The organism is Agrobacterium sp. 16-172Ci (assembly GCF_053522725.1).
Genome location: NZ_JBNWBW010000001.1, coordinates 1 through 26,689, shown reverse-complemented (window position 1 = coordinate 26,689; position 26,689 = coordinate 1). Strand labels below are relative to the sequence as shown.

Here is a 26,689-nt window from a genome sequence, read left to right as displayed (position 1 = left end):
GCGATCCAGAAACGGAAAAAGCCGGCGATGTTTCCATCGCCGGCATCCGAGTTTTGGTATTCCTCAGTCTTCTTCTACGAAAACCTCTTCACGCTTCTTCTTCACGCTGGGCAGGAAGACGACGATCAGCACGGCCAGAGCAATGAAAAGCAGGGTGGCGCTGATCGGCCGGGTGACGAAGGTGGTCGGATCGCCGCGCGACAGGATCATGGCGCGGCGCAGGTTCTCCTCCAGCAGCGGCCCAAGCACGAAGCCCAGGAGCAGCGGCGCCGGCTCGCAGCGCAGTTTCACCAGCACGTAACCGATGAAGCCGAAGAAGGCGACGGCATAGAGATCGAAGACGTTGGAATTGACGCTGTAGACCCCGATGGCGCAGAAGGCCATGATGATGGGGAACAGCACATAATAGGGCACCGTCAGAAGCTTTACCCATAGCCCGATCAGCGGCAGGTTCAGGATGACGAGCATCAGGTTGCCGATCCACATCGAGGCGATGATGCCCCAGAACAGCGCCGGCTGTTCAGTCGCAACGTTCGGACCTGGCACGATACCCTGAATGATCATCGCGCCGATCATCAGCGCCATCACCGGATTGGCGGGAATGCCCAGCGTGAGCAGCGGGATGAAGGACGTCTGGGCGCCGGCATTGTTGGCGGATTCCGGACCGGCCACGCCGGCAACCGCGCCATGCCCGAATTCTTCCGGGTTCTTGGAGACGCGTTTTTCCACCGTATAGGAAGCGAAGGCCGCAAGGATCGCGCCGCCGCCCGGAAGAATGCCGAGAGCGGAACCAATGACCGTGCCGCGCAGCACCGGCGCGATCATTTTCCTGAAATCCTCCCGTGTCGGCATCAGGCCGCTGACCTTGGCGATCAGCACCGAACGGGTGCGCTCATTTTCGAGATTGCGCAGGATTTCGGCGATACCGAAGACGCCGACGGCCACGGCCACGAAGTTCAGACCGTCGGCATATTCGCGGATGCCGAGGGTGAAACGCGGTGTGCCGCTATAGATATCGGTGCCGACCAAACCCAGCAGCAGGCCCAGCACGACCATGGCCAGCGCCTTGACGATGGAGCCATGGGCAAGCGCAATGGACGAAACAAGGCCGACGACCATCAGCGAGAAATATTCCGCCGCGCCGAATTCCAGCGCAATCGCCGTCAGAGGCGGAGCGAAGATCGCCACGAGGAAGGTGGAAACCGTGCCGGCGAAGAACGAGCCGATGGCGGCAATGGCGAGGGCAGCCCCCGCCTTGCCCTTGCGCGCCATCTGATACCCGTCGATGGCGGTGACGGCGGAGGAGGATTCGCCGGGCATGTTGATAAGGATTGCGGTGGTGGAACCGCCATATTGCGCGCCGTAATAGATACCGGCGAGCATGATCAGCGAAGAGACCGGCTCCAGCTGGAAGGTGATCGGCAACAGCATGGCGATGGTGGCCGTTGCGCCGATGCCCGGCAACACGCCGATGAGCGTGCCGAGCAGCACACCAATGAGGCAGAAAAACAGGTTTTCCAGCGACGACGCCGTCGAAAAACCGAGAGCGAGATTATTGAACAGCTCCATCACGGCACCTTAAAAGTTAAGCCATGGGCCAAAGCGCTGGAAAGGCAGCCCGAGACCGTAGTTGAACACTGCGACGGAAAAGACCGTGATGGCCGCGGAAATGGCAACGGCCATCAGCGGGCTCATCTTGTGCGAGGCAAAGGCTGCGATGAGGGCGCTGAAAAACAGTGCCGGTACGAAACCAAGTCCCCGGACCGTGAGGCCGAAAAAGATGGGTGCGGGCAGAATGAAAAAAATCCCCCGCCAGGCGATGGCTCCGATGGCGTCTCCCTGCACCCGGGTAGCGCGAAGAAATATGACGCTTCCAAGCAGGATCAAGACGATGGCGAGAACGAGCGGAAAGTAACCCGGCCCCATGCGGAATGTGGTTCCCAAATCAAGCCCGTAGGACTGCAAGGCGAAAAAAGCGCCAAAACCGATGAAAATTGCCCCGCAGGCTGCTTCGGCAGGGTCAATAAAAAACGACTTCATGAAAGATGCCCCTCCACTGCGGCCAGCGACACACCGTTCCGCGGGTTAAAACGACAGCAGAAAACCGGCGGCATAGCGCCGCCGGTCATTCCGTTGCTCCATCAGTCGGCGTATTGGCCGGCGGACTCGATGACCGGCTTCCAGCGAGCGATTTCGCTTTCGAGCTTGGCCTTCAGCGCCGCAGGCGTCGCATCGCTTTCCGGGGAAGGCGTCGTGCCGAGTTCGGCGAACCGGGCCGCGACATTCTTGTCCTTCAGCGCGGCCTGGAGCGACTTGGAGAGCTTTTCATTGATTTCAGCAGGCGTGCCCTTAGGCGTGTAAATGCCGTGCCAGATGCCGACCTCGAGTTTCGGCAGGCCCGCTTCAACGACTGTCGGCACATCAGGCAGCACATCCAGCCGCTTGGCGGTGGTTACGGCGTAAGCCTTCACCGTGCCGCCCTGAATCTGCTTGGTGGTATTGGTGGTCTGGTCGCACATGATGTCAACCTGGCCGCCGAGCAGATCGGTCATGGCCGGGCCCGTGCCCTTGTAAGGGACTGTGACGAGCGGGGTTTCGATGGCGCTCATGAACAGCATGCCGCACAGATGCGAGGCGGCGCCGATGCCGGCATTGGCGACGGTGACCTTGTCCTTGTTCGCCTTGGCGTATTCGATCAGACCTTTCAGATCCGTCGTCTCGAGGTTCTTGCGCGACAGGATGGTCATCGGCACTTCGGTGACCAGGCCGACATATTCGAAAGCGTTCAGCGTGTCGTAGGCGAGCTTGCGGTAGAGCGTGGCGCTGGTGGCCATGCCGATATGGTGGAGAAGAACGGTGTAGCCGTCCGGATCGGACGATGCCACACGACCAGCACCCAGCGTGCCGCCTGCGCCGCCGACATTTTCAACGATGATCTGCTGGCCAAGGTCCTTCGACATGGATTCAGCGACAAGGCGCGCAACCGTATCCGTCGGGCCGCCCGCGGCAAAGGGCACGACCATGGTGATGTTGCGCTCCGGATAGTTCTGAGCGGATGCGGACAGCGCAAAAAGGGAAACGGCAGCGGCGGCAGCAAGGCCGGTGACTGTCTTCAGTATTTTCATCGATTCCTCCCGGATGAAAATGTTCGCCACTTCAGCCGCGCATGCTCCTCCATGGCGACCGGGGTGAGATATTTGCGATCCGGGATCGCCGTTCAGCAATGGCGGTCTTGTCGTGAGGTGCGCTTTTATTGCTGTCCCTGAACGGCAATGGGTGGATTTCTACCCATAGGGGCTCATCCATGGGTGGAAATCCACCCATCAGACCTCGGTCATGTGCCGCTGCAGCCCGTATTTCTGCATTTTTTCGTAGAGCGTTTTGCGCGAAATGCCGAGATTCTCATAGACGGACTTCAGATTTCCGCCATGTGCGGCGATTGCATGTGCGATCAGGCTTTTTTCGTAAGCCGCGACCCGTGCGGAAAGGGCCGCTTTTCCGTCACCCTGAAACGGCAGCGAGGCTTCAGAAACATCGCTTTCCAGACCGAGAACGAAGCGGTCTGCGGCATTGCGCAATTCACGCACATTGCCCGGCCATTCACGCAGGGAGACGGCCGAAAGCAGACTTTGCGGCACGTCAGTGTCTTCCCGCCCGTAACGGGCAGCGGCTTCCCGCACGAGGTGCAGGAAAAGTAGCGGTATATCTGCGCTGCGCTGCGAGAGCGACGGCACGAGAAGTGTCGCCACGTTGAGCCGATAAAGAAGATCGGCACGGAACCGGCCAGCCGCGACTTCCTGTTCCAGATCGACCTTGCTGGTGGCGATGAAACGGACATCGAGTTCGACCGTTTCATTCGAGCCGAGACGGGTAATCACCCGTTCCTGCAAGACACGCAGGAAGCGGCCCTGCAATTCGAAGGGCATGGAGCCTATCTCATCGAGCAATATGGTGCCGCCGCGAGCATGTTCGAACTTGCCGTAGCGTGGGCGCAGCGCTCCCGGAAACGCACCGGCCTCGTGGCCGAATAGTTCACTTTCAATCAGCGTCTGCGGAAGGGCGGCGCAATTGATCGCCACGAAGGGCCGGTTGGCTCTGGCGCTGATGTCGTGAAGCGCCCGCGCCACGACCTCCTTGCCGGCGCCCGTGTCACCGACGATCAGCGTATCGGCGTCCGTCGCGCCAATGGCGCGGATACGATACCGCAGATCGACCATGATCTGGGTTCTGCCGGGCAGACGCGTTTCGAGATCGTCATGCTTGCCCGCTACCGCCTTGAGGCGGCGGTTTTCCAGTACAAGCGCCCGCCGATCATTCGCCCTTTTGATGATGCCGGCGAGATATTGCGGCGTGAACGGCTTTTCGATGAAATCATACGCGCCGTTGCGCATGGCGTTGACCGCGAGCTGCACATCGCCATGGCCCGTCATCAGGATGACAGGTATTTCAGGATCGAGCTCCCGCACCTTCTGCAGCAGCGTCATGCCATCCATGCCGGGCATCCTGATATCGCTGACCACGACGCCGTCGAAGCTGTAGCCGATGAGTTCGAGCGCATGTTCCGCGCTTGCGAGCATGGTGACGGCAAAACCGGAAAGCTCCAGCGCCTGCGCGGTGGAAAAGCGCAATTCTTCCTCGTCATCGATCAACAGAACCCGCGACATGGTCATTCCGCAGCAGCCTCCACGCGCCAGGCGGCGGCCGGCAATTCGATCTCGAACTCAGCCCCGCCCTCGTCATGGTTTCTGACACGGAGCTGGCCGCCAAAGTCCTTGATGATGTTATAGGAGATGGACAGGCCAAGACCGAGGCCGCGTCCCACGCCCTTGGTGGTGAAGAAAGGATCGAAAATGCGTTCTGAAATTGCCGCCGGCACGCCCGGACCGCGATCACGAATGAAAATCGACACCGACTGGCCATGCTGCACGGCACGCAGCGCAATGCGGCGATCCTCCCGCCCCTCCACCGCATCGGCAGCATTGGAGATGATGTTGACGAGCACCTGCTGCAGCCGCACCGGGCCGGCCTTCACGGCAAGCGGCACACGGCCGAGATCCACATCCAGCACCGCATCGGCGGCCTTCAGCCGCGCACCGACGATTTCAAGCGTATCGCGAAGGACGGCTTCAAGACTTACCGCGGCCATTTTTTCATTGGGCTTGCGGGCGAAATTCCTGAGATGCTTGCTGATGGAAGCCATGCGATCGATAAGGCCCGAAATGCGCCTGAGGTTTTCCGTCACCTCCTCCAGCCGTCCCCGCTCCACGAGAAGCGAGGCGTTTTCGGCGTAGTTCTTGGCGGCTGCGAGCGGCTGATTGAACTCATGCGATAGCGCCGCCGACATCTGCCCGAGCGCTGCTAGCTTGCCCGCCTGCACCAGATCGTTCTGCATCTTGCGCAATTGCTTTTCCGTCTGGCGGCGTTCGGCGATTTCGTGCTCGATCTCCTGATTGACCCGCGCCAGATCGGCCGTGCGTTCCTCCACCCGTCGTTCCAGCTCCGCCTGCGCCTCCGCCTGATGCGTCAGGCGCTCCCGCAGACGACGACGCCTTTGCAGCATGGCGGCGATGAGGGCGGCCGCCAGGCAGAGGCAGAGGATGATGGCTATCATCGCCGTCTTCACCTGCGTTCGGAGCGAACCCGTGTCCATCAGCACGCTGACTGTCCAGCCCGCGTCCGGCATCGGCTGCGACAGGACCATATATTCCCTTTCACCGTCATTCTGGCTGATGGTCATCAGCTGATGCGAACCGAAATTGCCGTTTTTCAGGGGCAATTCCTTAAGGGTGGCATTGGCGTAGCGGCGGGAAGCCTCCGTTCGCGCCAGCCTTTCGGGTGTCAGCGGCATCAGGCCGGAATAAAGCCATTGCGACGTTCCGGTCATGAAGATGATGCCTTCCGGGTCCGATACCAGAATTCGGTTCTCACCATCGCCGAATGACGCTTCTATGCCTTCAATATCAACCTTGAAGACGATGACGCCCTTGATCTCCTCGTTGAAGAGAATGGGCGCTGAAAAATAATAACCGCGCTTGTGCGAGGTGGTGCCAAGCGCGAAGAAGCGTGACTGGAAGCCCTTGGCGGCATCCTGAAAATAGGGACGGTAGCTGAAATTCTCACCGACGAAACTCGTCGGCCCATCATAGTTGCTGGCGGCGATGGTCTCCCCATCCAGCGTGATGATGTAGATATCGGAGGATTCCAGCAGGGTGTTGATGGATTTGAGGTAGATATTGGCGCGCTGGCGCAGTTCGGCATCCTTGGGATGTGCGACCAGTTCCTCAATGTCGTCATGGTCGGCAATCAGCGCCGGCAGCGGCTCGTAACGGTTCAAAAGCCCGCCGAGAGCAGAGACGGCCAGCCGCAGCGTCGTGCGGCCCTGCTCGGACATTTCGCCGAAATAGCTTTCCGCGATGATGCCGCCACCTCTCGTCACGGCGCCGTAACCGAGACCAAGGCTGAGAAGCATCAACACAAACCAGCGATATTTCACCGAAGCTCCCCTCCTGTTGCAGGCACCGAAACCTGCTCTCCCTGAAAGAGTGTAGGAGGAGCGGCCGAATTTTCCAAGTGAGCGGAAAAGGCAGGTGGACGTTCCTGAAAACAAAAAACCGGCCACGAGGACCGGTTTTTTGCAAAGATGATTTCAGAAAAGCTTATGCGCTTTCCTTCGGCGTCAGAACCTGACGGCCGCGATACATACCGGTCTTCAGATCGATATGGTGCGGACGGCGCAGTTCGCCGGAGTTCTTGTCTTCAACGTAGGTCGCAGACTTGAGACCGTCAGCCGAGCGGCGCATACCGCGCTTGGACGGGCTTGTTTTTCTTTTTGGTACAGCCATTTTTGTTACTCCACTTAAGCGGCGAAACAACGGAACCGGCCAGAACCAAAGGCCGAATGTCGGATGTCTCGATATCGGAAATTTGGCGCGCTTATACATGCCCAAACGGGCTTTGACCAGCCCTGACGCGCATTTTTTCCGATTCAACGGAATCAGCGCGGCGAGCTGCCCTCAGGCATCGCATATCACGCCTCACAGCTTATCGAAAACGACACGCTCGTTGAAGTGGTTCATGTCCCGGAATTCACAGAAAGCCGGCTCGCCAGTCAGTGCGCCTCATCCCAATTGTCAGCCGCGCGGGCATCCACTTTCAGCGGCACCCTCATGGAAATCGCGGGCATGGCCGCGTTTTCCATAACGGAGACGACGACCGGCAAGGTCTTTTCGATTTCCGCTTCCTCGACTTCGAAGATGAGTTCGTCATGCACCTGCAAAAGCATGCGGGCGGAAAGCTTTTCGGCCTCCAGCGCAGGCTCGATGCGGACCATGGCCCGGCGGATGATATCGGCGGCCGAGCCCTGGATCGGCGCGTTGATGGCCGCGCGTTCGTTAAAGGCTTTTACCGAAGGGTTGGAGGAGCGGATTTCCGGATAATGCGCACGGCGGCCGAAAATCGTTTCGACATAGCCGTTTTCGCGGGCGAAGGCTTTGGTCGCCTCCATGTAATCGCGAATTCCGGGAAAACGCTCGAAATATTTCTTGATATAGTCGCCGGCTTCGGAGCGGGCGATGCTGAGCTGGTTGGCGAGGCCAAAGGCGGAAATGCCGTAGATGATGCCGAAGTTGATGGCCTTGGCGCGGCGGCGCACTTCCGACGGCATGCCTTCCACCGGCACGCCGAACATTTCCGATGCCGTCATGGCATGAATGTCGATGCCGTTTTCGAAGGCGTTGCGCAGCTGCGGAATATCGGCAACATGGGCCAGCACGCGCAGTTCGATCTGGCTGTAATCGGCCGACAGTAGCTTGTGGCCGGGCGTGGAGATGAAAGCCGTGCGGATCTTGCGGCCTTCGGCGGTGCGAACCGGGATGTTCTGAAGGTTCGGCTCCGAGGAGGACAGACGCCCCGTGGTGGTGGAGGCGAGCGCATAGGACGTATGCACCCGTTTCGTCTCGGGATGGATATATCCGGGCAGTGCATCCGTATAGGTCGATTTCAGTTTCGTCAGCTGCCGCCAGTCGACGATCTTGCGCGGCAGTTCGACGCCTTCCGCCGCGAGATCTTCGAGAACCTGCGCTGATGTCGACCATTGCCCGGTCTTGGTTTTGGAACCGCCCGGCAGGCCCATCTTGCCAAACAGAATATCGCCAAGCTGCTTTGGCGATCCGATGTTGAAGCGCTCGCCCGCCAGCTCGTAGATTTCCTCTTCGAAGGAGGCAGCCTTCTGGGCGAGTTCGCCGGAAAGACGCGAGAGAATCTGCCGGTCGACGGTGATACCGCGCTCTTCCATATGCGCCAGAACCGGCACGAGGGGGCGCTCCAGCCGCTCGTAAACCTTGGTCAGCCGTTCCGAAACAAGCCTCGGCTTCAGCGCCATCCAGAGCCGCAGGGTGACATCGGCATCTTCCGCAGCATAAGCGGTTGCCTTGTCGATATCGACAAAATCGAAGGTGACGCTCGACTTACCCGATCCCGCCACGTCCTTATAGGCGATCGGCGTGTGGCCGAGCCAGCGTTCGGACAGCGAATCCATGCCATGCGTGGCCTTGCCGGCCTCGAGGACATAAGAAATCAGCATCGTGTCGTCGAAGCTCTGCATGATGACGCCGTGGCGTTTCATCAGCAGATAGTCATATTTCAGGTTCTGCGCGACCTTCAGAACGGCCTCATCCTCGAGCAGGTCCTTCAGACGCGCCAGCGCCTCGGCAAAGGGCACCTGCCCTTCGGCCAGTTTGATGCCGTCGCTGAAGAGATCGCCGCCGGAACCGGTCTTGTGCGTCAAAGGAACATAAGCGGCCCGGATATCGGTGCCCGTGGCATCCTTGCCGTTATCGGCAATCGCCAGAGAAAAACCGACAAGTTCCGCCTGCATCGGGTCGAGCGAGGTCGTTTCCGTATCGAAGGCGACGACGCCTGTTTCCCGGGCGGCCGCGATCCAGCGGTCGAGCGTCGCAAGATCCCTGATCGTCAGATAGGCGGTCGTATCGATCTTGGCGGCGGAAAAAAGCGCCTGTCGCGCTGTGGCGAGATCAGCGGGCGCGCTGCCCTCCCCCGTTACTTTCCTTGCCGGAGCGGCAGGCGAAGCCGAAGCGCCGGCGGCGCTAGTGGCCACTTCGCCAGCCTTCACGGCAGCGGCCGGCGCATCGAGATCGGGACCATGGGCATCGGCACCCCATTGTACCGGCACATTGGCGGGGTCGATGGCGGAAGCGTCGGTTTCGGTTGCCTCGGCAACCCGGCGTGTCAAAGTCGTGAATTCCATCGCCTTCAGGAAGGCGATCAGTTTCGGGCCGTTCTGCGGTTCGAGCACCAGCGCTTCGAGAGACTGATCCAGCGGCACATCGGTTCTGAGCGCTACAAGCTGTCTGGAAAGGCGCGCAAGCTCCGCATTGGCGATGATATTTTCGCGGCGCTTCTGCTGCTTGATTTCGCCTGCCCGCGCCAGCAGCGTATCGAGATCGCCGTATTCCTCCAGCAATTGCGCCGCCGTCTTCGGGCCGATGCCCGGAATGCCCGGAACATTATCGGTGGAATCGCCGGTCATCGCCTGCAGGTCGATCATCTTTTCAGGGCCTACGCCCCACTTCTCGACAACGTCCGGAATGCCGATCTGCTTGTCCTTCATGGCGTCGTACATGTGTACATTGGCCGTGACGAGCTGCATCAGATCCTTGTCGGAGGAGATGATCGTGACATCGGCGCCGATCGCCTCGGCCTGCCGGGCATAGGTGGCGATGATATCGTCCGCCTCGAAGCCTTCAGTCTCGATGCAGGGAAGGTTGAAGGCGCGCGTCGCCTCCCGGATCAGGCCGAATTGCGGCACCAGATCTTCCGGCGGCGCGGTGCGGTTGGCCTTGTAGAGATCATAAAGCTCGTTGCGGAAAGTCTTCGACGAATAGTCGAAAATCACTGCAAAATGGGTCGGCGTCACGCCGACATCGGTATTGCGCGCATCCTTCAGCAGCTTCCACAACATGTTGCAGAAACCGGAGACGGCGTTGACCGGCAGCCCGTCCGACTTGCGGTTCAGCGGCGGGATTGCATGGAAGGCCCGGAAAATGAAACCGGAACCGTCAACGAGGAAGAGATGATCGCCTTTTTTCATGGGTAGCATGGATAGCGCGGGGCCGTTTTGACGTCTACCGAAACTTCGCACAACGCACCGTAAAGAGCGGGGAATGAGGCGGTACCACAGGCCTGCAAAATTCACCTGAACGTTACCGATTTGTAATCCGCCCTTCCCTTGAAAAGCCGCATTTGCAGACACATTTCATAAGGGACGGCGCCTGATCACGCCGTAGTCTGATAGCTGGCTCGTCCCCCGCCGCGTCAGACCGGACAAAGGCCTTTCCCCCTCTCCGGGCCTTTGTCCTCCAATATGACCGCCATGGCCGACCCCTCCCGGCCGTGGCGGTTTTATTTTGCGCCCTGTTTAGGCTGGCCTAAACATATCATGCGATATATATCGCGCTATCGACTTGCCGGGCTTAGCCGGCCGTGATGCTTTATGGGCGGAAAAATGGGTTTTTCCCGGGACGAATCGGCAATCTATCTCGCTTCGAAAATGGCGCGGGAATTCACCATGGCGCTGCAGAAAAGAGCCGCCGCCCTGGGTTTCTCGCCCGGACAATTCCCCATCCTCATCGAACTCTGGCATGAGGACGGCCTGACCCAGAGACAATTGCTGGATAGAATCGATGTCGAACAGGCGACACTCGCCAATACGCTCTCGCGCATGGAGCGCGACGGGCTGATCGTCCGCAAATCCCATCCCAGCGACCGCCGTGCCCAGATCATCGAACTGACCCAGCGCGGCAGGGATCTGGAAGCCAACGCCATTGCCGCCTCCGAAGCCACCGAAGACGCGCTGCTCCAGGATTTCCGGCGTTTCGAGAGGCAGCTTCTGCTGGAATATATGCGCCGGGCGATCGAAAGCGCCAAAAAAGCGAAATAGCATTTACATCCCGAAACCGCTTCGCACTTTCCCTGAACTGCTCTATCGTTCCGCCGGCCGCACGTTTGCCGATTCACGACGCGCCGGCCCCCTTGTTTCCCGCGATGCGCGATGCCCGGATGTTTCGTCTTATCGCCGGGTCACGACAGACATGACAGGATCAGCGATGACAGACGTTTCCCCCATTCTTTCCACCGCCGACAACAATCTCACCTCCAGCCTTGAGCGACTGTTCGAGCTCGTACGCATTCCGTCGATTTCGACGGACCCCGCTTACAAGGCGGAATGCCGCAAGGCGGCGGAGTGGCTGGTCAGAACGCTTTCGGCGCTCGGCTTTACGGCCTCCGTGCGCGATACCGCCGGCCACCCCATGGTCGTGGCGCATCACGATGCGGCCACCAAGGACGCGCCGCATGTGCTTTTCTACGGCCATTATGACGTCCAGCCAGTCGATCCGCTCGAGCTTTGGGAAAACGATCCGTTCGAACCCGCGGTCAAGGATATCGGCGCCGGCCGGCAGGTGATTACCGGACGCGGAACGGCGGACGACAAGGGCCAGCTGATGACCTTCGTGGAGGCATGCCGGGCGTACAAGGCTGTCAATGGCGGCATGCCGGTGCGCGTCACCATTCTCTTTGAAGGCGAAGAAGAATCCGGCTCGCCGTCGCTGAAGCCTTTCCTCGAAGCCAATGCGGAAGAACTGAAGGCCGATTATGCGCTGGTCTGCGATACCGGCATGTGGGACCGGGATACACCCGCCATTGCCGCAGCCCTTCGCGGCCTGGTCGGCGAAGAAGTCGTCATCACCGCAGCCGACCGCGATCTGCATTCCGGTCTGTTCGGTGGGGCGGCGGCAAACCCCATTCACATCCTCACCGACATTCTCGCCGGCCTGCATGACGAGACTGGCCGGGTAACTCTTTCCGGCTTTTATGACGGCGTGGAAGAAACCCCCGCTAACATCAAGGCCTCCTGGGAGACTCTGGGCCGCACGGCCGAAGCCTTTCTCGGCGAAGTCGGCCTTTCGGTTCCCTCGGGTGAAAAGGGTCGCTCCGTGCTGGAGCAGACCTGGGCGCGGCCGACGGCGGAAGTCAACGGCATTATCGGCGGCTATACCGGCGATGGTTTCAAGACCGTGATCGCCGCCAAGGCCTCCGCCAAGGTGTCTTTCCGCCTCGTCGGCGAGCAGGACCCTGCGGCCATTCGTGAAAGCTTCCGGGCCTATGTGCGCTCGAAGATTCCCGCCGATTGCTCCGTGGAGTTCCACGAACATGGCGGCTCACCCGCCATCCAGCTGTCCTACGATTCGCCCGTACTGACCAAAGCCAAAAACGCGCTTTCGGAAGAGTGGCCAAAACCTGCCGTCGTCATCGGTATGGGTGGCTCGATCCCGATCGTCGGCGATTTCCAGAAGATGCTGGGAATGGATTCGCTGCTTGTCGGCTTCGGACTTACCGATGACCGTATTCATTCGCCGAATGAAAAATACGACCTGCAGTCCTTCCACAAGGGCATTCGCTCCTGGGTCCGTATTCTCGACGCGCTCGCGGCGAAATAATCCTGAAAATAAGGAGGAGGTGCCGAATATTCGGCACCTCCTCGGCACATAAACAAAAAGGCCGGGCAAGCCCGACCTTTCCATCCGTTTTCCGTCAATGCCAGTACATCCGTGGTCAAAGCGTTCAAACGGCCTGATGCTCCAGAGCGCGTCAAAGATATCGACGCTGCTTTCCGGCTCAGGATCGGCTGCTTTGGTTAATCTTTGGTTAACACAACAACAGCGGCACTTTTAAAAGCGCCATTCCCGGCAGTTCCGGTCCGGAGCACTGTTGAACCCTATATTGGTATGTGACCCGGCTTTTTCAAGGGCAACCGGTTCAGCCCCTTCCTGCAAAAGAAAAGGCCGGAAAAATCCGGCCTTTCCATTCATGCGAATGACCCTTTCGGGCCAAAGCGCTTATCAGGCAGCAACGAGATTGCCTGCGGACATCTTGCCCGAGCGGCGATCCTGCATCAGCTCGTAGGAGAGCTTCTGGCCGTCGTTGAGGGCGGTCAGACCAGCGCGCTCAACAGCGGAGATGTGAACGAATACGTCCTGCGAACCGTCGTCAGGCTGAATGAAGCCGTAGCCCTTGGTTGCGTTGAACCACTTTACTGTACCAGTCGCCATAACGATTTCCTTCCGTTGGCAATTGTATTTGCACTGCGAGCAGTGCGGACTTGGGTCGAATTTGAAGGAAAAGATCGTCGTGAGCGTCTAAAAAGACGCCGAAGCTCTGGTCGTCAAACAAATATCGATGGCGAAGTACCTAGGTTGGAAGGGGCTGAAAGTCAAGTTTCTTTGAACACGACCATCTTGTCAGGGTTCAGCAGCGAGACAGACAACAGGAACGCCAAAAAGCAAAAACCCGGCGCGGGAGGAGGTGCGCCGGGTTCTTGAAACTGACTGACAATTGGGAGGAGGAGTATTGTCAGTCCAATCGGGCGACGCTGGGAGGAGGAGTGCGTCGCTTCGATGATTTGAAGATACAGGATCGCCGCTTAAAAAACAGACGCTTCATCGCAGCGCAGCATTGCGCTAAATGCATAGCTGTTTCGGGGTGACTTGAAGCTTCTCCGCGTAACGCCTAATAAATACGCATGTCCATCGAATCCGTAAGAGCCTTTTTCACCGAAAAGTCGCCCGAGGTTGCCGTGATCGAAACCGAAACGAGTTCGGCGACGGTTGCGCTGGCCGCTAAAGCGCATGGTGTCGACCCCGACCAGATTGCGAAAACCATTTGCCTGAAGGCGGGTGAAACCATTCTTCTCGTCGTCGCTGCCGGCACGAAGCGGCTCGACAACCGCAAATTCCGCGATCATTTCGGCGCAAAGCCGCGCATGCTCGGGCCGGAAGAGGTGGTTGCGGTGACCAGCCATCCCATCGGCGGCGTGTGCCCTTTCGGCCTGCCCTCCCCGCTTCCGGTGTTTTGCGATGTCTCCCTGAAAAACTATCATGAGGTGGTTCCCGCGGCCGGCGCCACCAATGCGGCGGTGAAGATTTCGCCGGAGGTGATGGCCGAATTGACGGGAGCGGAATGGGTCGACGTCTGCCAATGACGCCGATTTGATCCGGACAGGACTTAACCCCGCCTTAAATTGCCGCATTTAAACTCTTCATCCTGGATTAAGGATCGCGCAGGCATAGGAGCCTGAAAAAACACGAACGGGATGCGCGCGGTTTCGCGAATAGGAGCGACTTCGGCTGGATGGCAGGCAAGGGTAAATCACGCGAACGGGTAGAACCCTCCTTCGGGGATTTCCACGAGTCCGGTGATGACCTGCGCCTCGACGCCAGCGAGCGCATCAGCGGAACCACAAAGCAGCAAGCCGGAAAACCGAAGCCGACATCCGGCCGCACCAAATCCACGAAAAAAGAAAAGCGCACCCGCAGCTCCGGCCGCGGCGCGACGGGCTTCATTCGCTCCCTCGTCTATTGGTGCATCGTACTTGGCATCTGGGGCGGCATCGGTGTTGCAGGTCTCGTTCTCTATTACGGCGCGCGCATGCCGAGCGCCAGCAGCTGGTCCATTCCCGAACGCCCGCCGAATGTGAAGATCGTTTCGGTGAATGGCAGCGTGCTGGCCAATCGCGGCACCACCGGCGGCGAGGCGCTCGCGCTGGAAGATATGTCGCCCTATATTCCGCAGGCCGTCATGGCCATTGAGGACCGGCGGTTTTATTCGCATTTCGGGGTCGATCCGCTCGGTCTGGGACGCGCCATCGTCACGAATGTGCTGACGGGACGAACCGTGCAGGGCGGCTCGACGCTGACGCAGCAGCTCGCGAAAAACCTGTTCCTCTCGCCGGATCGCACGCTCGAACGCAAGGTTCAGGAAGTGCTGTTGTCCTTCTGGCTGGAGCATGAGTTCACCAAGGACCAGATTCTCGCGATGTATCTCAATCGCGTCTATTTCGGCTCCAATGCCTATGGTGTCGAGGCGGCCTCGCGGCGCTACTTCAACAAATCCGCGCGCGACGTCAATCTGGGCGAGGCGGCGATGCTGGCCGGACTTCTTAAAGCGCCCTCGCGCCTCTCGCCGGCGCGCGATCCGCAGGCGGCGGAAGAACGGGCGCAGGTCGTGCTGCAATCCATGCGCGATGTCGGCTTCATCACCGACGATGAAATCAAGACCGCCATGTCGCAGCCGCCGACCAAGGCGAAACGTTTCTGGTCTGGCGCCGAACACTACGCCGCCGATATGGTGCTGGAAGAAGTGCGCAACCTCGTTGGCGAGGTCAAGCAGGACATTGTCGTCGACACGACCATCGACCCCAATCTCGAGCGTGACGCCGAAAAGGCGCTGACCCAAGTGCTGCAGGGTGACGGAAAGAAGCAGGGCGCTTCGCAGGCGGCGCTGGTTTCCATCGATGGCACGGGCGCGATCCGGGCCGTGGTGGGCGGGGCGGATTATGCCGAAAGCCAGTTCAACCGCGCCGCCAAGGCAAAACGGCAACCCGGCTCCGCATTCAAGCCCTTCGTTTACGTCGCAGCACTCGAATCCGGGCTCACGCCCTATACCGTTCGTAACGACGCGCCTGTTCGTATCGGCAACTGGACCCCGGAAAATTACGAGAAGAAATATCGAGGCGAAGTGACGCTCGCCACCGCGCTCGCCAATTCGCTGAACACCATTGCCGCGCAGCTGGTGATGGAAGTGGGTCCGGATCGTGTGACCCAGGTGGCGCATCGCATGGGCATCGAATCCGAGCTGCAGAACAATGCCTCCATCGCGCTCGGCACCTCGGAAGTGTCGCTGATGGAGCTGACCGCCTCCTACGCCCCCTTCATGAATGGCGGCTACAAGGCGACGCCGCATATCGTCAAACGCATCACCGATGCGGATGGCAAGGTGCTTTACGAAAACAAATACGACAACCCGCCGCGCGTCCTGAGCGAAGAGATCGCCGCGACCATGAACAGCATGCTGTCGCGCGTCATTACCGAAGGCACCGGCAAGGCGGCACGGCTACAGGGCTGGCAGGCGGCAGGAAAATCCGGCACGACGCAATCGTTCCGCGACGCCCTTTTTGTCGGCTACACAAGCAACCTGACCACCGGCGTCTGGTTCGGCAACGACGACGGCACATCGATGAAAAAGGTCACCGGTGGCGGGCTTCCCGCAAAGGCCTGGAAAGATTTCATGACCGCCGCCCATTCAGGGCTTTCGCCCTCACCGCTCTTCGGGCTTGGCGCAGGCGGCGTGCCGCCGCTTGGGGAAATGCAGCAGCCGGCACCGGAAAGCGCGCCCTCCTCCATCGGCGATATCATTTCCAATGCGCTCGGCGGCGGAACGGTGGATACGCGCGCCTATCCCGAAGCCCCGGTTGCACCAAACCCGAATCAGCCCGGTGTGCCGATGCCGCCGGCAAATATCCCTTCCCGCGATATCGAACCCGGCTATTCAGCCGGCAACGGGCCTGTACCACCGGCCGATATCGGCGGTCAGGCACCATCCGGACCGAAGCAGACGACCCTGCTCGATATTCTGATGGGAAACTGACGGCTTAGAGTGGCCGAAAGGCGCTTGTCTCAGGGCCGCTGGCGTTTCGCCAGCGCGGCACGAAAATTCCCGATTTTGCAGGTTTTGGTTCCATGGGACCGGCCTTCTCCGCAGCCACGGGCGGAGAGGATGTCGGCCCTGCAACATCCGCGTGCAGTCGCATTAACCGTAGATTGCCATTTGCGCCGCGGCGGTTACATTTCGGATGACTTTTTACGGTAAATGAATTATTAATCGTTCATATAAATTAATTTTCTTCTATCAAAATAACTTTTCAGGGCTTTATATTATGCTGGGTACTAAAGGCTCATCGCATGCCGTTTTTTACGGTGCCTCCTATTCCGCAGCCACAACTTTCGAATCGCCGGAAACGCAACCTTCCTCTTCGGAAAAAACCGTCTCCGCATTCTTGCGCGGCCAGTTCGCGCTCAAAAGAACGATGGATATTGCAGGGGCGTCCATCGCCCTTGTCGCACTCGCACCGGTGCTGCTCACCGTGGCAGTGATGGTCAAACTCGACAGCAAGGGACCGGTCCTGTTTTCGCAGGTCCGCTGGGGCATGAACGGGCGGAAAATCCGTGTCTATAAATTCCGCTCCATGAGGACCGATCTTTGCGACGCTACCGGCGTGGCGCAGACGGTGAAGAACGACCCCAGAATAACCAGGATCGGCGCGGTTCTTCGCCGCACGAATATCGACGAACTACCGCAGCTTCTGAATGTACTGAAAGGCGATATGTCGCTGGTCGGGCCCCGCTGCCATGCCATCGGCATGCTGGCGGCCGGCCGTCTTTATGAGGAGCTGGTGCCGCACTACCACATGCGGCACCGGGTGCGGCCGGGCATTACCGGCCTTGCCCAGATGCGGGGATTGCGTGGCCCGACGGATCGCAGCGACAAGGCGCGCGCCCGAATCGTATCCGATCTTTATTACGTCGACAATTTTTCGCTCTGGCTGGATATCAAGATCATGGTCGGAACGGTGATTTCCGAGTTGCGCGGAGGCAAGGGATTCTGATTTTTCAGGCGCCATTGCCGCAGCCGCAATCGGCTGCTGCAAAAATAAAAAGCCCGGCAGCGATGCCGGGCTTTTTTCATGAAACCATCGTAACGATCAGTTTGTCGGCGCGGGAGCCGCAGCGGGGTCCGGAAGCGGTGCCGGGTTTGCCGACAGCGTCCGCAGATAAGCGATGAGATCGGCGCGTTCCGTCTCCTTCTTCACGCCCGCAAAGCCCATGGCCGTGCCGGGAACGTGTTTCTTGGGAGCTTCGAGGAAGAAGCTGAGATGATCGTAATCCCAATGCACGGAACCGCCCTTGGAGAAATCCTTCATCCCTGCGGAGTAGCTGAAACCTTCATGGCTGGCGATCGGCCGGTTGACGATATCGAAGAGATTGGGGCCGACCTTGTTTGCACCACCACTCTCTCCGGTATGACAGCTCGTACACTTCTTGAAGACCGTCTCGCCCTTGGCGGCATCGGCGCTCGCAAGCAATTGCGCAATCGGCGTCGCCGCGGCAGCGGTTTCTCCGCCGGCTGCTTCGCCGCCACCCTCTGCCGCAGCAATGGCGTAACCTTCCTTTTCGGGCGCAGGCGCATGGAAAATGCCCTCAGACGCAATCGACACCGACATCAGGACGAAAACCGTGCCAAGCAACGCCCCAACGCCCATATTTACATAAGAATTCATCTATATGCGCTCCCTCGCATCCGCTTGATATAACGGGCATCTTGAAATTGCTCGAAAGCTATGGCTTTTGCACAGCCTGCGCAACTTGAATAATGCTCCCCACACCGTGACGTTTTGACACTTTTCGGGCGGGATTTGAAGGGTGTCGGATGAAGAATCGGGATTTCGAGAAAGCTGTCGTCCTCATACCGGCGCGGATGGCATCCACGCGCCTGCCGGGCAAGCCGCTCGCCGACATCGGCGGCAAGCCGATGATCGTGCAGGTGGCGCTGCGCGCACGCGAGGCCGGCGCAGAGCGAATCGTTGTAGCCGTCGATGACGATCAGGTGTTTTCGGCCGTCAAAAATGCCGGTTTCGACGTGATGATGACGCGCGACGACCACCAATCCGGCTCGGACCGCATTTTCGAAGCGCTGCAGAAAGCCGATCCCTATGGCAAGGCGGAATATGTCATCAATGTCCAGGGCGATCTTCCGACCATCGAAGCGGAGACGATCCGCGCTTCGCTGCGTCCGCTGGAAAATGCCGCCGTCGATATTGCGACATTGACGGTCGAAATCACCGACGAGGAAGAAAAAACCAATCCGAACGTGGTGAAAGTGGTGGGCAGCCCGCTTTCCGAGTCGCGATTGCGCGCGCTTTATTTTACCCGCACCACTGCCCCTTATGGCGATGGACCGCTTTATCACCACATCGGGCTTTATACCTATCGCCGCGCCGCGCTGGAGACATTCGTGAGCCTGCCGCCCTCGCCGCTGGAAAAACGCGAGCGGCTGGAACAGCTGCGCGCGCTGGAAGCGGGGATGCGCATCGACGCCGAAATCGTCAGTTCTGTGCCGCTCGGGGTGGATACGCCGCACGATCTGGAAAAAGCCCGCAAAATTCTCGCAAGCAGAACCCTCTAACGGACAGTCCCATGACCTTGAGCACAAATCGCATTGCCTTCCAGGGCGAATTCGGCGCGAATTCCGATATGGCCTGCCGCGACATGTTCCCGGATATGGAGCCTTTGCCGTGCCCGACATTCGAGGATGCCTTCAACGCCATTGAAAATGGCGAAGCCGATCTCGGCATGATCCCGATTGAAAACACGCTGGCCGGCCGCGTTGCGGATATTCATCACCTGCTGCCGGAATCGCGCCTGCACATCATCGGCGAATATTTCATGCCGATCCGCTTCCAGTTGATGGTGATGCCGGGCGTGAAGAAGGACGAGATCCGCACCGTCCACAGCCACATTCACGCGCTTGGCCAGTGCCGGAAAATCATCCGTTCGAACGGCTGGAAGCCCGTCATCGCCGGCGATACGGCGGGCTCCGCAAGGCTCGTTTCAGAAAAGGGCGACCGCAGCATGGCGGCTCTCGCACCGCGCCTTGCCGCCAATCTCTACGGCCTCGATATTCTCGCTGAAAACGTCGAGGATTCGGAAAACAACGTCACGCGTTTCGTTGTGCTTTCCCGCGATGAAAATTGGGCCAAGCGTCAGTCTAGCGACGAAATCGTCGTCACCACCTTTGTCTTCAACGTCCGCAATATTCCGGCCGCGCTCTACAAGGCCATGGGCGGCTTTGCGACGAACGGCATCAATATGACGAAGCTCGAAAGCTACCAGCTCGGCGGCAAATTCGTGGCGACGCAGTTTTATGCCGATATTGAAGGCCATCCCGATGACGAGCCCGTGCGGCATGCGCTGGACGAGTTGCGCTTCTTCTCCGAAAAAGTTCGCATTCTCGGCGTCTACAAGGGCCATGCGATGCGTGGCAAGCTCAACCAGGGTTGAGCCTGCCGAACGCGATTATTTCGTCCATTCCACCCAATCGCGCATCAGCCGATGCGCGATGGCGCCGCCGGGAGGCGCGGAAAAGCCCTCGCCCGTTGCCGTTTCCAGCATCTTGGCGACTTCCGCCCGCGTGAACCAGCGGCAATCCTCCAGTTCGATCTCATCGCGGGCAATATCGAAAGACAGTGCCTCGGCATAACAGCCGATCATCAGCGTATGCGGCATCGGCCAGGGCTGCGATGCGTGATAGCGCACGCGACCGACTTCAACACCGGATTCCTCATGCGTTTCGCGGCGGACGGCCTGCTCGATGGTTTCGCCCGGCTCCACAAAACCGGCAAGGCACGAATACATGCCCGGTGCAAAATGCGCACCGCGGCCGAGCAGGCAAAGATCACGCTCGATATCGATCGTCATCATGATGACGACGGGATCGGTGCGGGGAAAAATCGTGTGGTTGCAGGCGGCGCAGATACGCTTGTAGCCGCCGATACGCAGTTCCATGGTGCCGCCGCACTTTCCACAAAACCGATTGTCGGCGTTCCAGTGGGTGAGGCTGACGGCCTGGGCAACCTCGCTCAGCAATTCCTCATCGAGAAGATGATCGCGATAAAGGGTACGGGCGTCGGCAAGCTTGTAGTGGCTCGCGAGCTGATCCTCGGCAACGGCAACCGGCACCGCAATTCTCGGCTCGCCGGTTTCGCGGTATCCGAGCAGTACGGCATTGTCGAAATCCGGCTGCAGTTCTGCCAGCTCATAGGCGGAAAACAGGGGATCGATGACCTGTTCGTCATGCTTCAGAACAAGACGGTTGCCCGAGAAAGCGAAAATATGGGTGCCATCGATTTTCAGCGCATCGGCAACGCACTCTTCCGTCCGCTTTTCAGCGAAACGGTCGAGGGCGTTCTTGGAAAAGGCTGTCAGCAGGCTTGCTTCGGGATGGGGGGCAGTGGTTTCAAAAATTTTCGTGGAAATCATCAGAGCGCGCCGGAGATTTTTTTCATCAAAGTTTCCTTTTCGCCCGCGGCATAGGGCACAGGCGTTCCGTGACCCCAGATAGGACCCGGCCAGCAGGTGTCGCCTTCATTGCGGGCGATTATATGGACATGAAGCTGCCGGACGATATTGCCCAAAGCACCGACATTGATCTTGGTGGCTCCGGTGATTTCTTTCAAGGCAGACGCGACGAGATTGGTCTCGAATGTCAGCACGGCCTGATCAAGCGGGGTGAGATCGAATAGTTCACTGACACCGTCTCGCTGCGGCACCAGCACCAGCCAGGGCCAGCGGTTGTCGTTTTGCAAACGCAGTTCACATAGTCCCAAACGCGTCACAAGCACGCTGTCGCGCGCCAGTCTGTCGTCCAGCCGGAATGTCTCCAAGGTGTCCTCCATGTTTGTTTTCATTGTGATAGCAGTTTTTTGAAGGCTTGGCTTGCATTTGCTTTCGATATTGCCGATATGTGGCCCCGGGAGGTTGGTGGTGGACGAGCCACTCGCCAACCGGGTCAGGTCCGGAAGGAAGCAGCCCTAACGAGCCCGGCACGGGTCGCCGTGCCAGCCTCCCACCTTTTTTTAAAAGACGTGCTCAGCTTTCGCCGGGCCAGTTCAGCGCCCCAAGACAACTGGCAAAACAAACTGGCGAGGCAATGAGCGACACCGTACCCACCACATCCAGCGAATCCCAGGTCGGGACCGGCTACCGGGTACTGGCGCGCAAATATCGCCCCAAGGATTTTTCCGATCTGATGGTCGGCCAGGAGCCGATGGTCCGCACGCTGACCAATGCCTTCGAGACGGGGCGTATCGCGCAGGCCTATATGCTGACCGGCGTTCGCGGCGTGGGCAAGACGACCACGGCCCGCATTCTCGCCCGCGCGTTGAATTACAAGACCGACACCATCGACAAGCCGACCATCGACCTGCGCATTCCCGGTGAACATTGCCAAGCGATCATGGAAGGCCGGCATGTCGACGTGATCGAGATGGACGCCGCCTCCCATACCGGTATCGACGATATTCGCGAGATCATCGAACAGGTGCGTTACCGCCCGGTTTCGGCGCGCTACAAGGTCTATATCATCGACGAAGTGCACATGCTCTCGACGCAGGCTTTCAACGGTCTTCTGAAGACCTTGGAAGAGCCGCCGGAGCATGTGAAATTCATCTTCGCAACCACCGAAATCCGCAAGGTTCCTATCACCGTTCTGTCGCGGTGCCAGCGCTTCGATCTGCGTCGCATCAGCGCCGCCGATCTGGTCGGCCTGTTTACCGCCATTGCCGGCAAGGAAGGTTTCGAGGCCGACCCGCAGGCGCTTTCGATGATCGCCCGCGCTGCCGAAGGCTCCGCGCGTGACGGCCTTTCCCTGCTCGATCAGGCCATTGCCCATGGCGGCGGGCGCGTGGAAGCCGAAGCGGTGCGGGGCATGCTCGGCCTTGCCGACCGGGCGCGCATCGTCGATCTTTTTCAGCATGTCGTCAAAGGCGATGTCGCAGCCGCCCTTTCGGAGTTCAACGGGCAATATGAGGCAGGCGCAAACCCCGTTGTCGTATTGAACGATCTTGCCGATTTCACCCATCTCGTCACCCGCATGAAATATGTGCCTGACGCAGCGGAAGATCCCTCGCTTTCCGAGATCGAGCGCGTGCGGGGTGCGGAATTTGCCGAGACGATTGCGGTAACCGCGCTTTCGCGCATCTGGCAGATGCTGCTGAAGGGCATTCCGGAAACAGAAAATGCTTCGCGCCCGGCGGGTGCGGCCGAAATGGTGCTGATCCGGCTTTCGCACGCCGCCAATCTGCCCGCACCTGAAGATGCCGCGCGGCGCTTGGCAGAGCTTTCGACGGGTGACGGCGGTTACGCCAATGGCGGACCTTCGGGTGGCGGCAATGGCGGCGGTGCGCGCGCCTATTCGTCGGGACAGGCCGTGGCCGCGGGAAGACCTGTCGATCTTCCCGCCCAGCGCCAGGCGACGCCGCAGACCTCCGCCGTGCTGCGCGCCGTTCCGGATAGCCGCCCGCAGGAGATGCAGGTCGCGGCACCGAAAACCGAAGAACGGCCGGAGCCGAAGGTTCCCGTTACTTCGGTGCAGGATATTGCCGATCTGTGCCAGAAGAACCGCGATCCCGTCATGCGGGCGAAGGTGCGCAACTTTGTGCGGCTGGTGCGGCTGGAACCCGGCCGGCTTGATATGCGCCTCGGCGAAGGCGCGCCCGGATCGCTTCCCGGCGAACTCGGCGTCAAGCTCAAGGAATGGACCGGTATCCACTGGATCATCAGCCTCAGCAAGGAACAGGGCGAGCCGACCCTTGTCGAGGCCGAAGGCAACGCCCGGGATGCCCGTCTTGTCGATGCGCGTCAGGATCCTGACGTTGCCGCCATTCTGGCGCAGTTTCCCGGCGCAAAGATCACCGACGTGCGCATCCGCGCCGCCGTACAGGATGAGGCCGAAGAAATCGCGCCGCCATCGGTTGCCGAATCGAGCGAAGGCGACATCCTTCCCGGCGACGACATCGAGTTTTAAACAAAAAGAACAGGAGATTGGCACATGCGTGACATCATGGGCATGATGGGCAAGGTCAAGGAAATGCAGTCCAAGATGGAGAAGGTGCAGGAAGAAATCGCTGCCCTTGAAGTCGAAGGCAGGGCTGGCGGCGGTCTCGTGACCGTCATTCTCAACGGCAAGGGCGAAATGCGCGGCCTGAAAATCGATCCTTCGCTGTTCAAGGAAGACGAGGTGGAAATCCTCGAAGACCTGATCGTTGCTGCCCACAAGGACGCCAAGGAAAAGGGCGAAGCGCAGGCGCAGGAAAAGATGGCCGGCCTGACCGCCGGTCTGCCGCTGCCGCCCGGCATGAAATTCCCGTTCTGATATAATCCGATCGAAGAGGATGGCGTGATGCACGCCGTCCTCGCGTCTGGAAAGGGTCTAGGCTTCCAGCATCGCGCGGAACCGGGTTGCAAGCGGCGTTTCGAGATAGGCTGCGCGTTCAGTCATATCGAGCTGCATGGGGCGGAAGCGCTGGAGAACAGTCGGTATGGCCAGTTTCGTTCCCTGATAGGGTGCGAAGGCGATATCCTCCCCGGCGGCGAGCATTCCACCTTTCAGCACCCGGCAATAAAAACCCGGCTGGCCCGCCTGCCGGAAGCGCGGTGCGAAGTCCGGATCGCCGATGCGGGCCGACAGGGTGGCGCAGGGAATGCGGGCGGCGGTTACCTCCAGCACGACTTCGCTGGCCGAGAACCTGTCGCCGACATGGAGTTTCGCGCTGTCCACCCCCTCCAGCACGAGGTTTTCGCCGAAAAATCCGGGTTCGACGACAAAACCCAGCGTGCGTGACCAGAAATCGAGATCGACGGACCCCATAACGTAAATCGCCTGATCCGGACCGCCGTGATGTTTGCGATTGCAGACGGCGTCGCTGACGATACCTTCGGCATCCACCATGACCGGGCCCTGCACGGCATGTTTGAAGATTCCCGTCTTCGCCGTCTTTCCCGGCAGGCTTTTTGCCTCGCCCCGGCATACCGCCCTGATTTTCATGGACTGCCCTTTGCGCTTCATGATTCCCGTTTCCCGATTTATGCAGTAGAAAGCGCTCATGGCAAAACGAGTCACCGGTCCCGAAATCGAAAAACTGATCCAGCTTCTGGCAAAAGTGCCGGGGCTTGGGCCCCGTTCGGCGCGGCGGGCGGCGTTGCATCTGATCAAGAAGAAGGAACAGCTTCTCGGGCCGCTGGGTCATGCCATGGGCGAGGCCTATGACAAGGTGAAGATCTGCTCCTGCTGCGGCAATGTCGATACGATCGATCCCTGCACCGTCTGCACTGACGACCGGCGCGACCAGTCGGTCATCATCGTGGTGGAAGACGTGTCGGATCTTTGGGCGCTGGAGCGGACGGGTGCGATGAACACCGCCTATCACGTGCTGGGCGGCACGCTGTCGCCGCTCGACGGCGTCGGGCCGGAGGATTTGAATATCAAGGGCCTGATCGACCGTGTCAGCGCCGGCGGTATCCGCGAGCTTATCATCGCCGTCAATGCGACGGTGGAGGGGCAGGCAACCGCCCACTACATCACCGACCGCCTTTCCGGTCTCGACATCAAGATCACCCGGCTTGCGCATGGCGTGCCGGTGGGTGGTGAGCTCGATTATCTCGACGAAGGCACATTGACGGCGGCGCTTCGGGCGCGCACGACGATCTGAAGCCACCCTCCCTCCCCGTTATTCAAAGAGGAGACCGAATGCGAAACCATTTTGCCCCGAAGGCACTGGCTGCACTTCTTTCCGTTTTTTCAGCAACGACGGCCTTGGCGCAATCGGCACCGACAGGTGCAGCCGCGGCCCGATACGACGCCGAATTTAACGTCTGGCTGAAAAAGGAAATCTGGCCGGAAGCCCGCAAGGCCGGCATATCGCAGAAAACACTTGAGGCCACGCTCAGCGGTCTTTCCATCAGCTGGAACCTGCCTGATCTCGTCATTCCCGGCCAGAAGCCCCCGAAGGAACAGAGCCAGAGTCAGGCGGAATTCTCCTCGCCGGGCGCCTATTTCTCGGAAAAACGGCTGCAGGGATTGGCGGGCACCGGCCGCTCGCTTGCCGCCACCCACGCCGCGACGCTGCGCAGGATCGAGGCGAAATACGGCGTGCCCGGTGATATCGTCGTTGCGATCTGGGGCCGCGAATCCGGCTTCGGCCGGGCAAAACTGCCGCATTCCGTGGTCGATGTTCTGGCCACAAAAGCCTATATGTCGACCCGCAAGGAGATGTTCCGCGCCGAGCTGATCGATGCGCTGAAGATCGTCGAAAGCGGCGATATCGCAGCTTCGCGCATGATGGGCTCCTGGGCCGGCGCGCTCGGCCAGCCGCAATTCATGCCGTCGAGCTATCTCAAATATGCCGTGGATTTCGATGGCGACGGCAATCGCGATATCTGGAACTCCGTGCCCGATGCGTTGGCATCCATAGCAAACTATCTTTCGCAGCGCGGCTGGCAACGTAATCGTGACTGGGGTTTCGAAGTATCGATCCCCGCCAATGTCTCCTGCGCGCAGGAAGGCCCTGATCTTGCCCGGCCGGTGGCCGACTGGGCGAAGATGGGCATTGCCCGCATTTCCGGAAAAGCCTTTCCCGCCAACGACCTGACCGCCGACGGCATGATGCTGGTGCCGGCTGGGCGGCATGGACCGGAATTTGTGGTGACGCCTAATTTTTACGTCATCAAGGAATATAATAACTCCGATCTCTACGCGCTGTTCATCGGCAATCTCGCCGACCGCATCGCCCATGGGGCAGGCCCGTTCAAGGGTGAATGGGGCAATGTCGGATCGATGCTGCGCTCCGACGTGCTGGCCATGCAGAAGGCTCTGGTTGCCAAGGGTTACGATGTCGGCAAGGCAGATGGGCTGGCCGGTTTCAAGACGCGTCGCTCACTCGGCGACTGGCAGGCGAAAAACGGCCTTGCGCCGACATGTTTTCCGGATGCAAGCCTGAAGGCTAAGCTGAAATAGCACGTTACGGGCGACGTCGGAAAACCTCCCCGTCGTCATGCTCGGGCTTGTCCCGAGCATCTGCAACCGATTGATTTAACGATACGTGGTTGGATCCTCGGGACAAGCCCACTGCTGTCCGGTTTAAATTTGGTGGACATGGCGCACGGTGTTGATTCTACTCGTATTCGAGCGTTTGGCGACGATCTCGGACACGAAAGAGGAGCAA

Annotated in this window: 23 protein-coding genes and 1 other RNA gene; 12 read left to right on the top strand and 12 right to left on the bottom strand. The window is 59.6% G+C overall.

Annotated features, from left to right (window positions below; translation table 11 throughout):
- Window positions 1-63: 63 nt before the first annotated feature.
- From ACQZ40_RS00120 to polA, 7 genes are all read right to left on the bottom strand, one after another.
- Window positions 64-1,569, bottom strand: a complete 1,506-nt coding sequence (locus ACQZ40_RS00120; protein ID WP_065654774.1) for a tripartite tricarboxylate transporter permease — start codon at window positions 1,567-1,569, stop codon at window positions 64-66.
- Between the two features lie 9 nt (window positions 1,570-1,578).
- On the bottom strand, window positions 1,579-2,040 hold the full coding sequence (locus ACQZ40_RS00115; protein WP_065654775.1) for a tripartite tricarboxylate transporter TctB family protein: 462 nt from the start codon (window positions 2,038-2,040) through the stop codon (window positions 1,579-1,581).
- 101 nt (window positions 2,041-2,141) lie between these two features.
- Entirely contained in the window at window positions 2,142-3,125 is a 984-nt protein-coding gene (locus tag ACQZ40_RS00110) for a tripartite tricarboxylate transporter substrate-binding protein (RefSeq protein ID WP_065654776.1), read from the bottom strand.
- 198 nt (window positions 3,126-3,323) lie between these two features.
- Complete coding sequence (locus ACQZ40_RS00105) at window positions 3,324-4,670, bottom strand: sigma-54-dependent transcriptional regulator (protein ID WP_196378209.1); 1,347 nt, start codon at window positions 4,668-4,670, stop codon at window positions 3,324-3,326.
- Window positions 4,667-6,469 (bottom strand): sensor histidine kinase, encoded by a 1,803-nt coding sequence (locus tag ACQZ40_RS00100; protein ID WP_448747370.1) that lies wholly within the window; start codon window positions 6,467-6,469, stop codon window positions 4,667-4,669. The genes ACQZ40_RS00105 and ACQZ40_RS00100 overlap by 4 nt, the downstream gene beginning before the upstream one ends.
- A gap of 187 nt (window positions 6,470-6,656) precedes the next feature.
- Window positions 6,657-6,842 carry a 50S ribosomal protein L32 gene (gene rpmF, locus ACQZ40_RS00095; RefSeq protein WP_003507205.1) on the bottom strand — a complete coding sequence of 62 codons (186 nt, stop codon included), beginning with the start codon at window positions 6,840-6,842 and terminating at the stop codon, window positions 6,657-6,659.
- Window positions 6,843-7,108: 266 nt separating this feature from the next.
- A complete protein-coding gene (gene polA, locus ACQZ40_RS00090; protein WP_433822143.1) occupies window positions 7,109-10,108 on the bottom strand; it encodes a DNA polymerase I in 3,000 nt (999 codons plus the stop codon).
- A gap of 414 nt (window positions 10,109-10,522) precedes the next feature.
- On the opposite strand from polA, the gene ACQZ40_RS00085 reads away from it, so the two are divergent.
- Together ACQZ40_RS00085 and ACQZ40_RS00080 are read left to right on the top strand one after the other, a co-directional pair.
- Window positions 10,523-10,957 (top strand): MarR family winged helix-turn-helix transcriptional regulator, encoded by a 435-nt coding sequence (locus ACQZ40_RS00085; RefSeq protein ID WP_065654780.1) that lies wholly within the window; start codon window positions 10,523-10,525, stop codon window positions 10,955-10,957.
- Window positions 10,958-11,123: 166 nt separating this feature from the next.
- Window positions 11,124-12,515: a dipeptidase gene (locus ACQZ40_RS00080; RefSeq protein ID WP_065654781.1), complete on the top strand. Its 1,392-nt coding sequence runs from the start codon at window positions 11,124-11,126 to the stop codon at window positions 12,513-12,515.
- A 402-nt stretch (window positions 12,516-12,917) separates the two neighbouring features.
- Here the strand turns inward: ACQZ40_RS00080 and ACQZ40_RS00075 are convergent, their stop codons facing one another.
- The gene (locus ACQZ40_RS00075; protein ID WP_003492998.1) at window positions 12,918-13,127 is read right to left on the bottom strand and encodes a cold-shock protein; all 210 of its coding nucleotides are present in this window, start codon (window positions 13,125-13,127) and stop codon (window positions 12,918-12,920) included.
- A gap of 470 nt (window positions 13,128-13,597) precedes the next feature.
- Here ACQZ40_RS00075 and ACQZ40_RS00070 point away from each other — a divergent pair, with 470 nt between their 5' ends.
- The 3 genes from ACQZ40_RS00070 (at window position 13,598) to ACQZ40_RS00060 (ending at window position 17,518) form a co-directional block, all read left to right on the top strand.
- Window positions 13,598-14,056 (top strand): YbaK/EbsC family protein, encoded by a 459-nt coding sequence (locus ACQZ40_RS00070; RefSeq protein WP_080855755.1) that lies wholly within the window; start codon window positions 13,598-13,600, stop codon window positions 14,054-14,056.
- Between the two features lie 149 nt (window positions 14,057-14,205).
- Window positions 14,206-16,500, top strand: a complete 2,295-nt coding sequence (locus ACQZ40_RS00065) for a transglycosylase domain-containing protein (RefSeq protein WP_448747150.1) — start codon at window positions 14,206-14,208, stop codon at window positions 16,498-16,500.
- Between the two features lie 289 nt (window positions 16,501-16,789).
- Entirely contained in the window at window positions 16,790-17,518 is a 729-nt protein-coding gene (locus ACQZ40_RS00060) for a sugar transferase (protein WP_149742730.1), read from the top strand.
- Window positions 17,519-17,614: 96 nt separating this feature from the next.
- Here ACQZ40_RS00060 and ACQZ40_RS00055 read toward each other — a convergent pair whose 3' ends face one another.
- The gene (locus tag ACQZ40_RS00055) at window positions 17,615-18,190 is read right to left on the bottom strand and encodes a c-type cytochrome (protein ID WP_065654785.1); all 576 of its coding nucleotides are present in this window, start codon (window positions 18,188-18,190) and stop codon (window positions 17,615-17,617) included.
- A 149-nt stretch (window positions 18,191-18,339) separates the two neighbouring features.
- Here ACQZ40_RS00055 and ACQZ40_RS00050 point away from each other — a divergent pair, with 149 nt between their 5' ends.
- Entirely contained in the window at window positions 18,340-19,095 is a 756-nt protein-coding gene (locus tag ACQZ40_RS00050; RefSeq protein ID WP_448747149.1) for a 3-deoxy-manno-octulosonate cytidylyltransferase, read from the top strand.
- An 11-nt stretch (window positions 19,096-19,106) separates the two neighbouring features.
- Window positions 19,107-19,970: a prephenate dehydratase gene (locus tag ACQZ40_RS00045; protein ID WP_003524315.1), complete on the top strand. Its 864-nt coding sequence runs from the start codon at window positions 19,107-19,109 to the stop codon at window positions 19,968-19,970.
- 15 nt (window positions 19,971-19,985) lie between these two features.
- Here ACQZ40_RS00045 and nudC read toward each other — a convergent pair whose 3' ends face one another.
- Entirely contained in the window at window positions 19,986-20,948 is a 963-nt protein-coding gene (nudC, locus tag ACQZ40_RS00040) for an NAD(+) diphosphatase (RefSeq protein ID WP_448747148.1), read from the bottom strand.
- Window positions 20,948-21,376: an HIT domain-containing protein gene (locus tag ACQZ40_RS00035; RefSeq protein WP_003524313.1), complete on the bottom strand. Its 429-nt coding sequence runs from the start codon at window positions 21,374-21,376 to the stop codon at window positions 20,948-20,950. The genes nudC and ACQZ40_RS00035 overlap by 1 nt, the downstream gene beginning before the upstream one ends.
- Window positions 21,377-21,441: 65 nt before the next feature.
- Here ACQZ40_RS00035 and ffs point away from each other — a divergent pair.
- The 3 genes from ffs to ACQZ40_RS00020 all read left to right on the top strand — a co-directional run bounded on the left by ffs (window position 21,442) and on the right by ACQZ40_RS00020 (window position 23,841).
- Window positions 21,442-21,538: signal recognition particle sRNA small type (ffs, locus tag ACQZ40_RS00030), an RNA gene on the top strand.
- An 80-nt stretch (window positions 21,539-21,618) separates the two neighbouring features.
- Window positions 21,619-23,493: a DNA polymerase III subunit gamma/tau gene (locus ACQZ40_RS00025; protein ID WP_448747147.1), complete on the top strand. Its 1,875-nt coding sequence runs from the start codon at window positions 21,619-21,621 to the stop codon at window positions 23,491-23,493.
- A 24-nt stretch (window positions 23,494-23,517) separates the two neighbouring features.
- Complete coding sequence (locus tag ACQZ40_RS00020) at window positions 23,518-23,841, top strand: YbaB/EbfC family nucleoid-associated protein (protein WP_003507179.1); 324 nt, start codon at window positions 23,518-23,520, stop codon at window positions 23,839-23,841.
- Between the two features lie 57 nt (window positions 23,842-23,898).
- Here the strand turns inward: ACQZ40_RS00020 and ACQZ40_RS00015 are convergent, their stop codons facing one another.
- Window positions 23,899-24,534: an MOSC domain-containing protein gene (locus ACQZ40_RS00015; RefSeq protein WP_338809917.1), complete on the bottom strand. Its 636-nt coding sequence runs from the start codon at window positions 24,532-24,534 to the stop codon at window positions 23,899-23,901.
- Between the two features lie 37 nt (window positions 24,535-24,571).
- On the opposite strand from ACQZ40_RS00015, the gene recR reads away from it, so the two are divergent.
- Together recR and ACQZ40_RS00005 are read left to right on the top strand one after the other, a co-directional pair.
- Window positions 24,572-25,177, top strand: a complete 606-nt coding sequence (gene recR / locus ACQZ40_RS00010; RefSeq protein ID WP_003524309.1) for a recombination mediator RecR — start codon at window positions 24,572-24,574, stop codon at window positions 25,175-25,177.
- 38 nt (window positions 25,178-25,215) lie between these two features.
- Window positions 25,216-26,481: a lytic murein transglycosylase gene (locus ACQZ40_RS00005; protein WP_448747146.1), complete on the top strand. Its 1,266-nt coding sequence runs from the start codon at window positions 25,216-25,218 to the stop codon at window positions 26,479-26,481.
- Window positions 26,482-26,689: the final 208 nt, after the last annotated feature.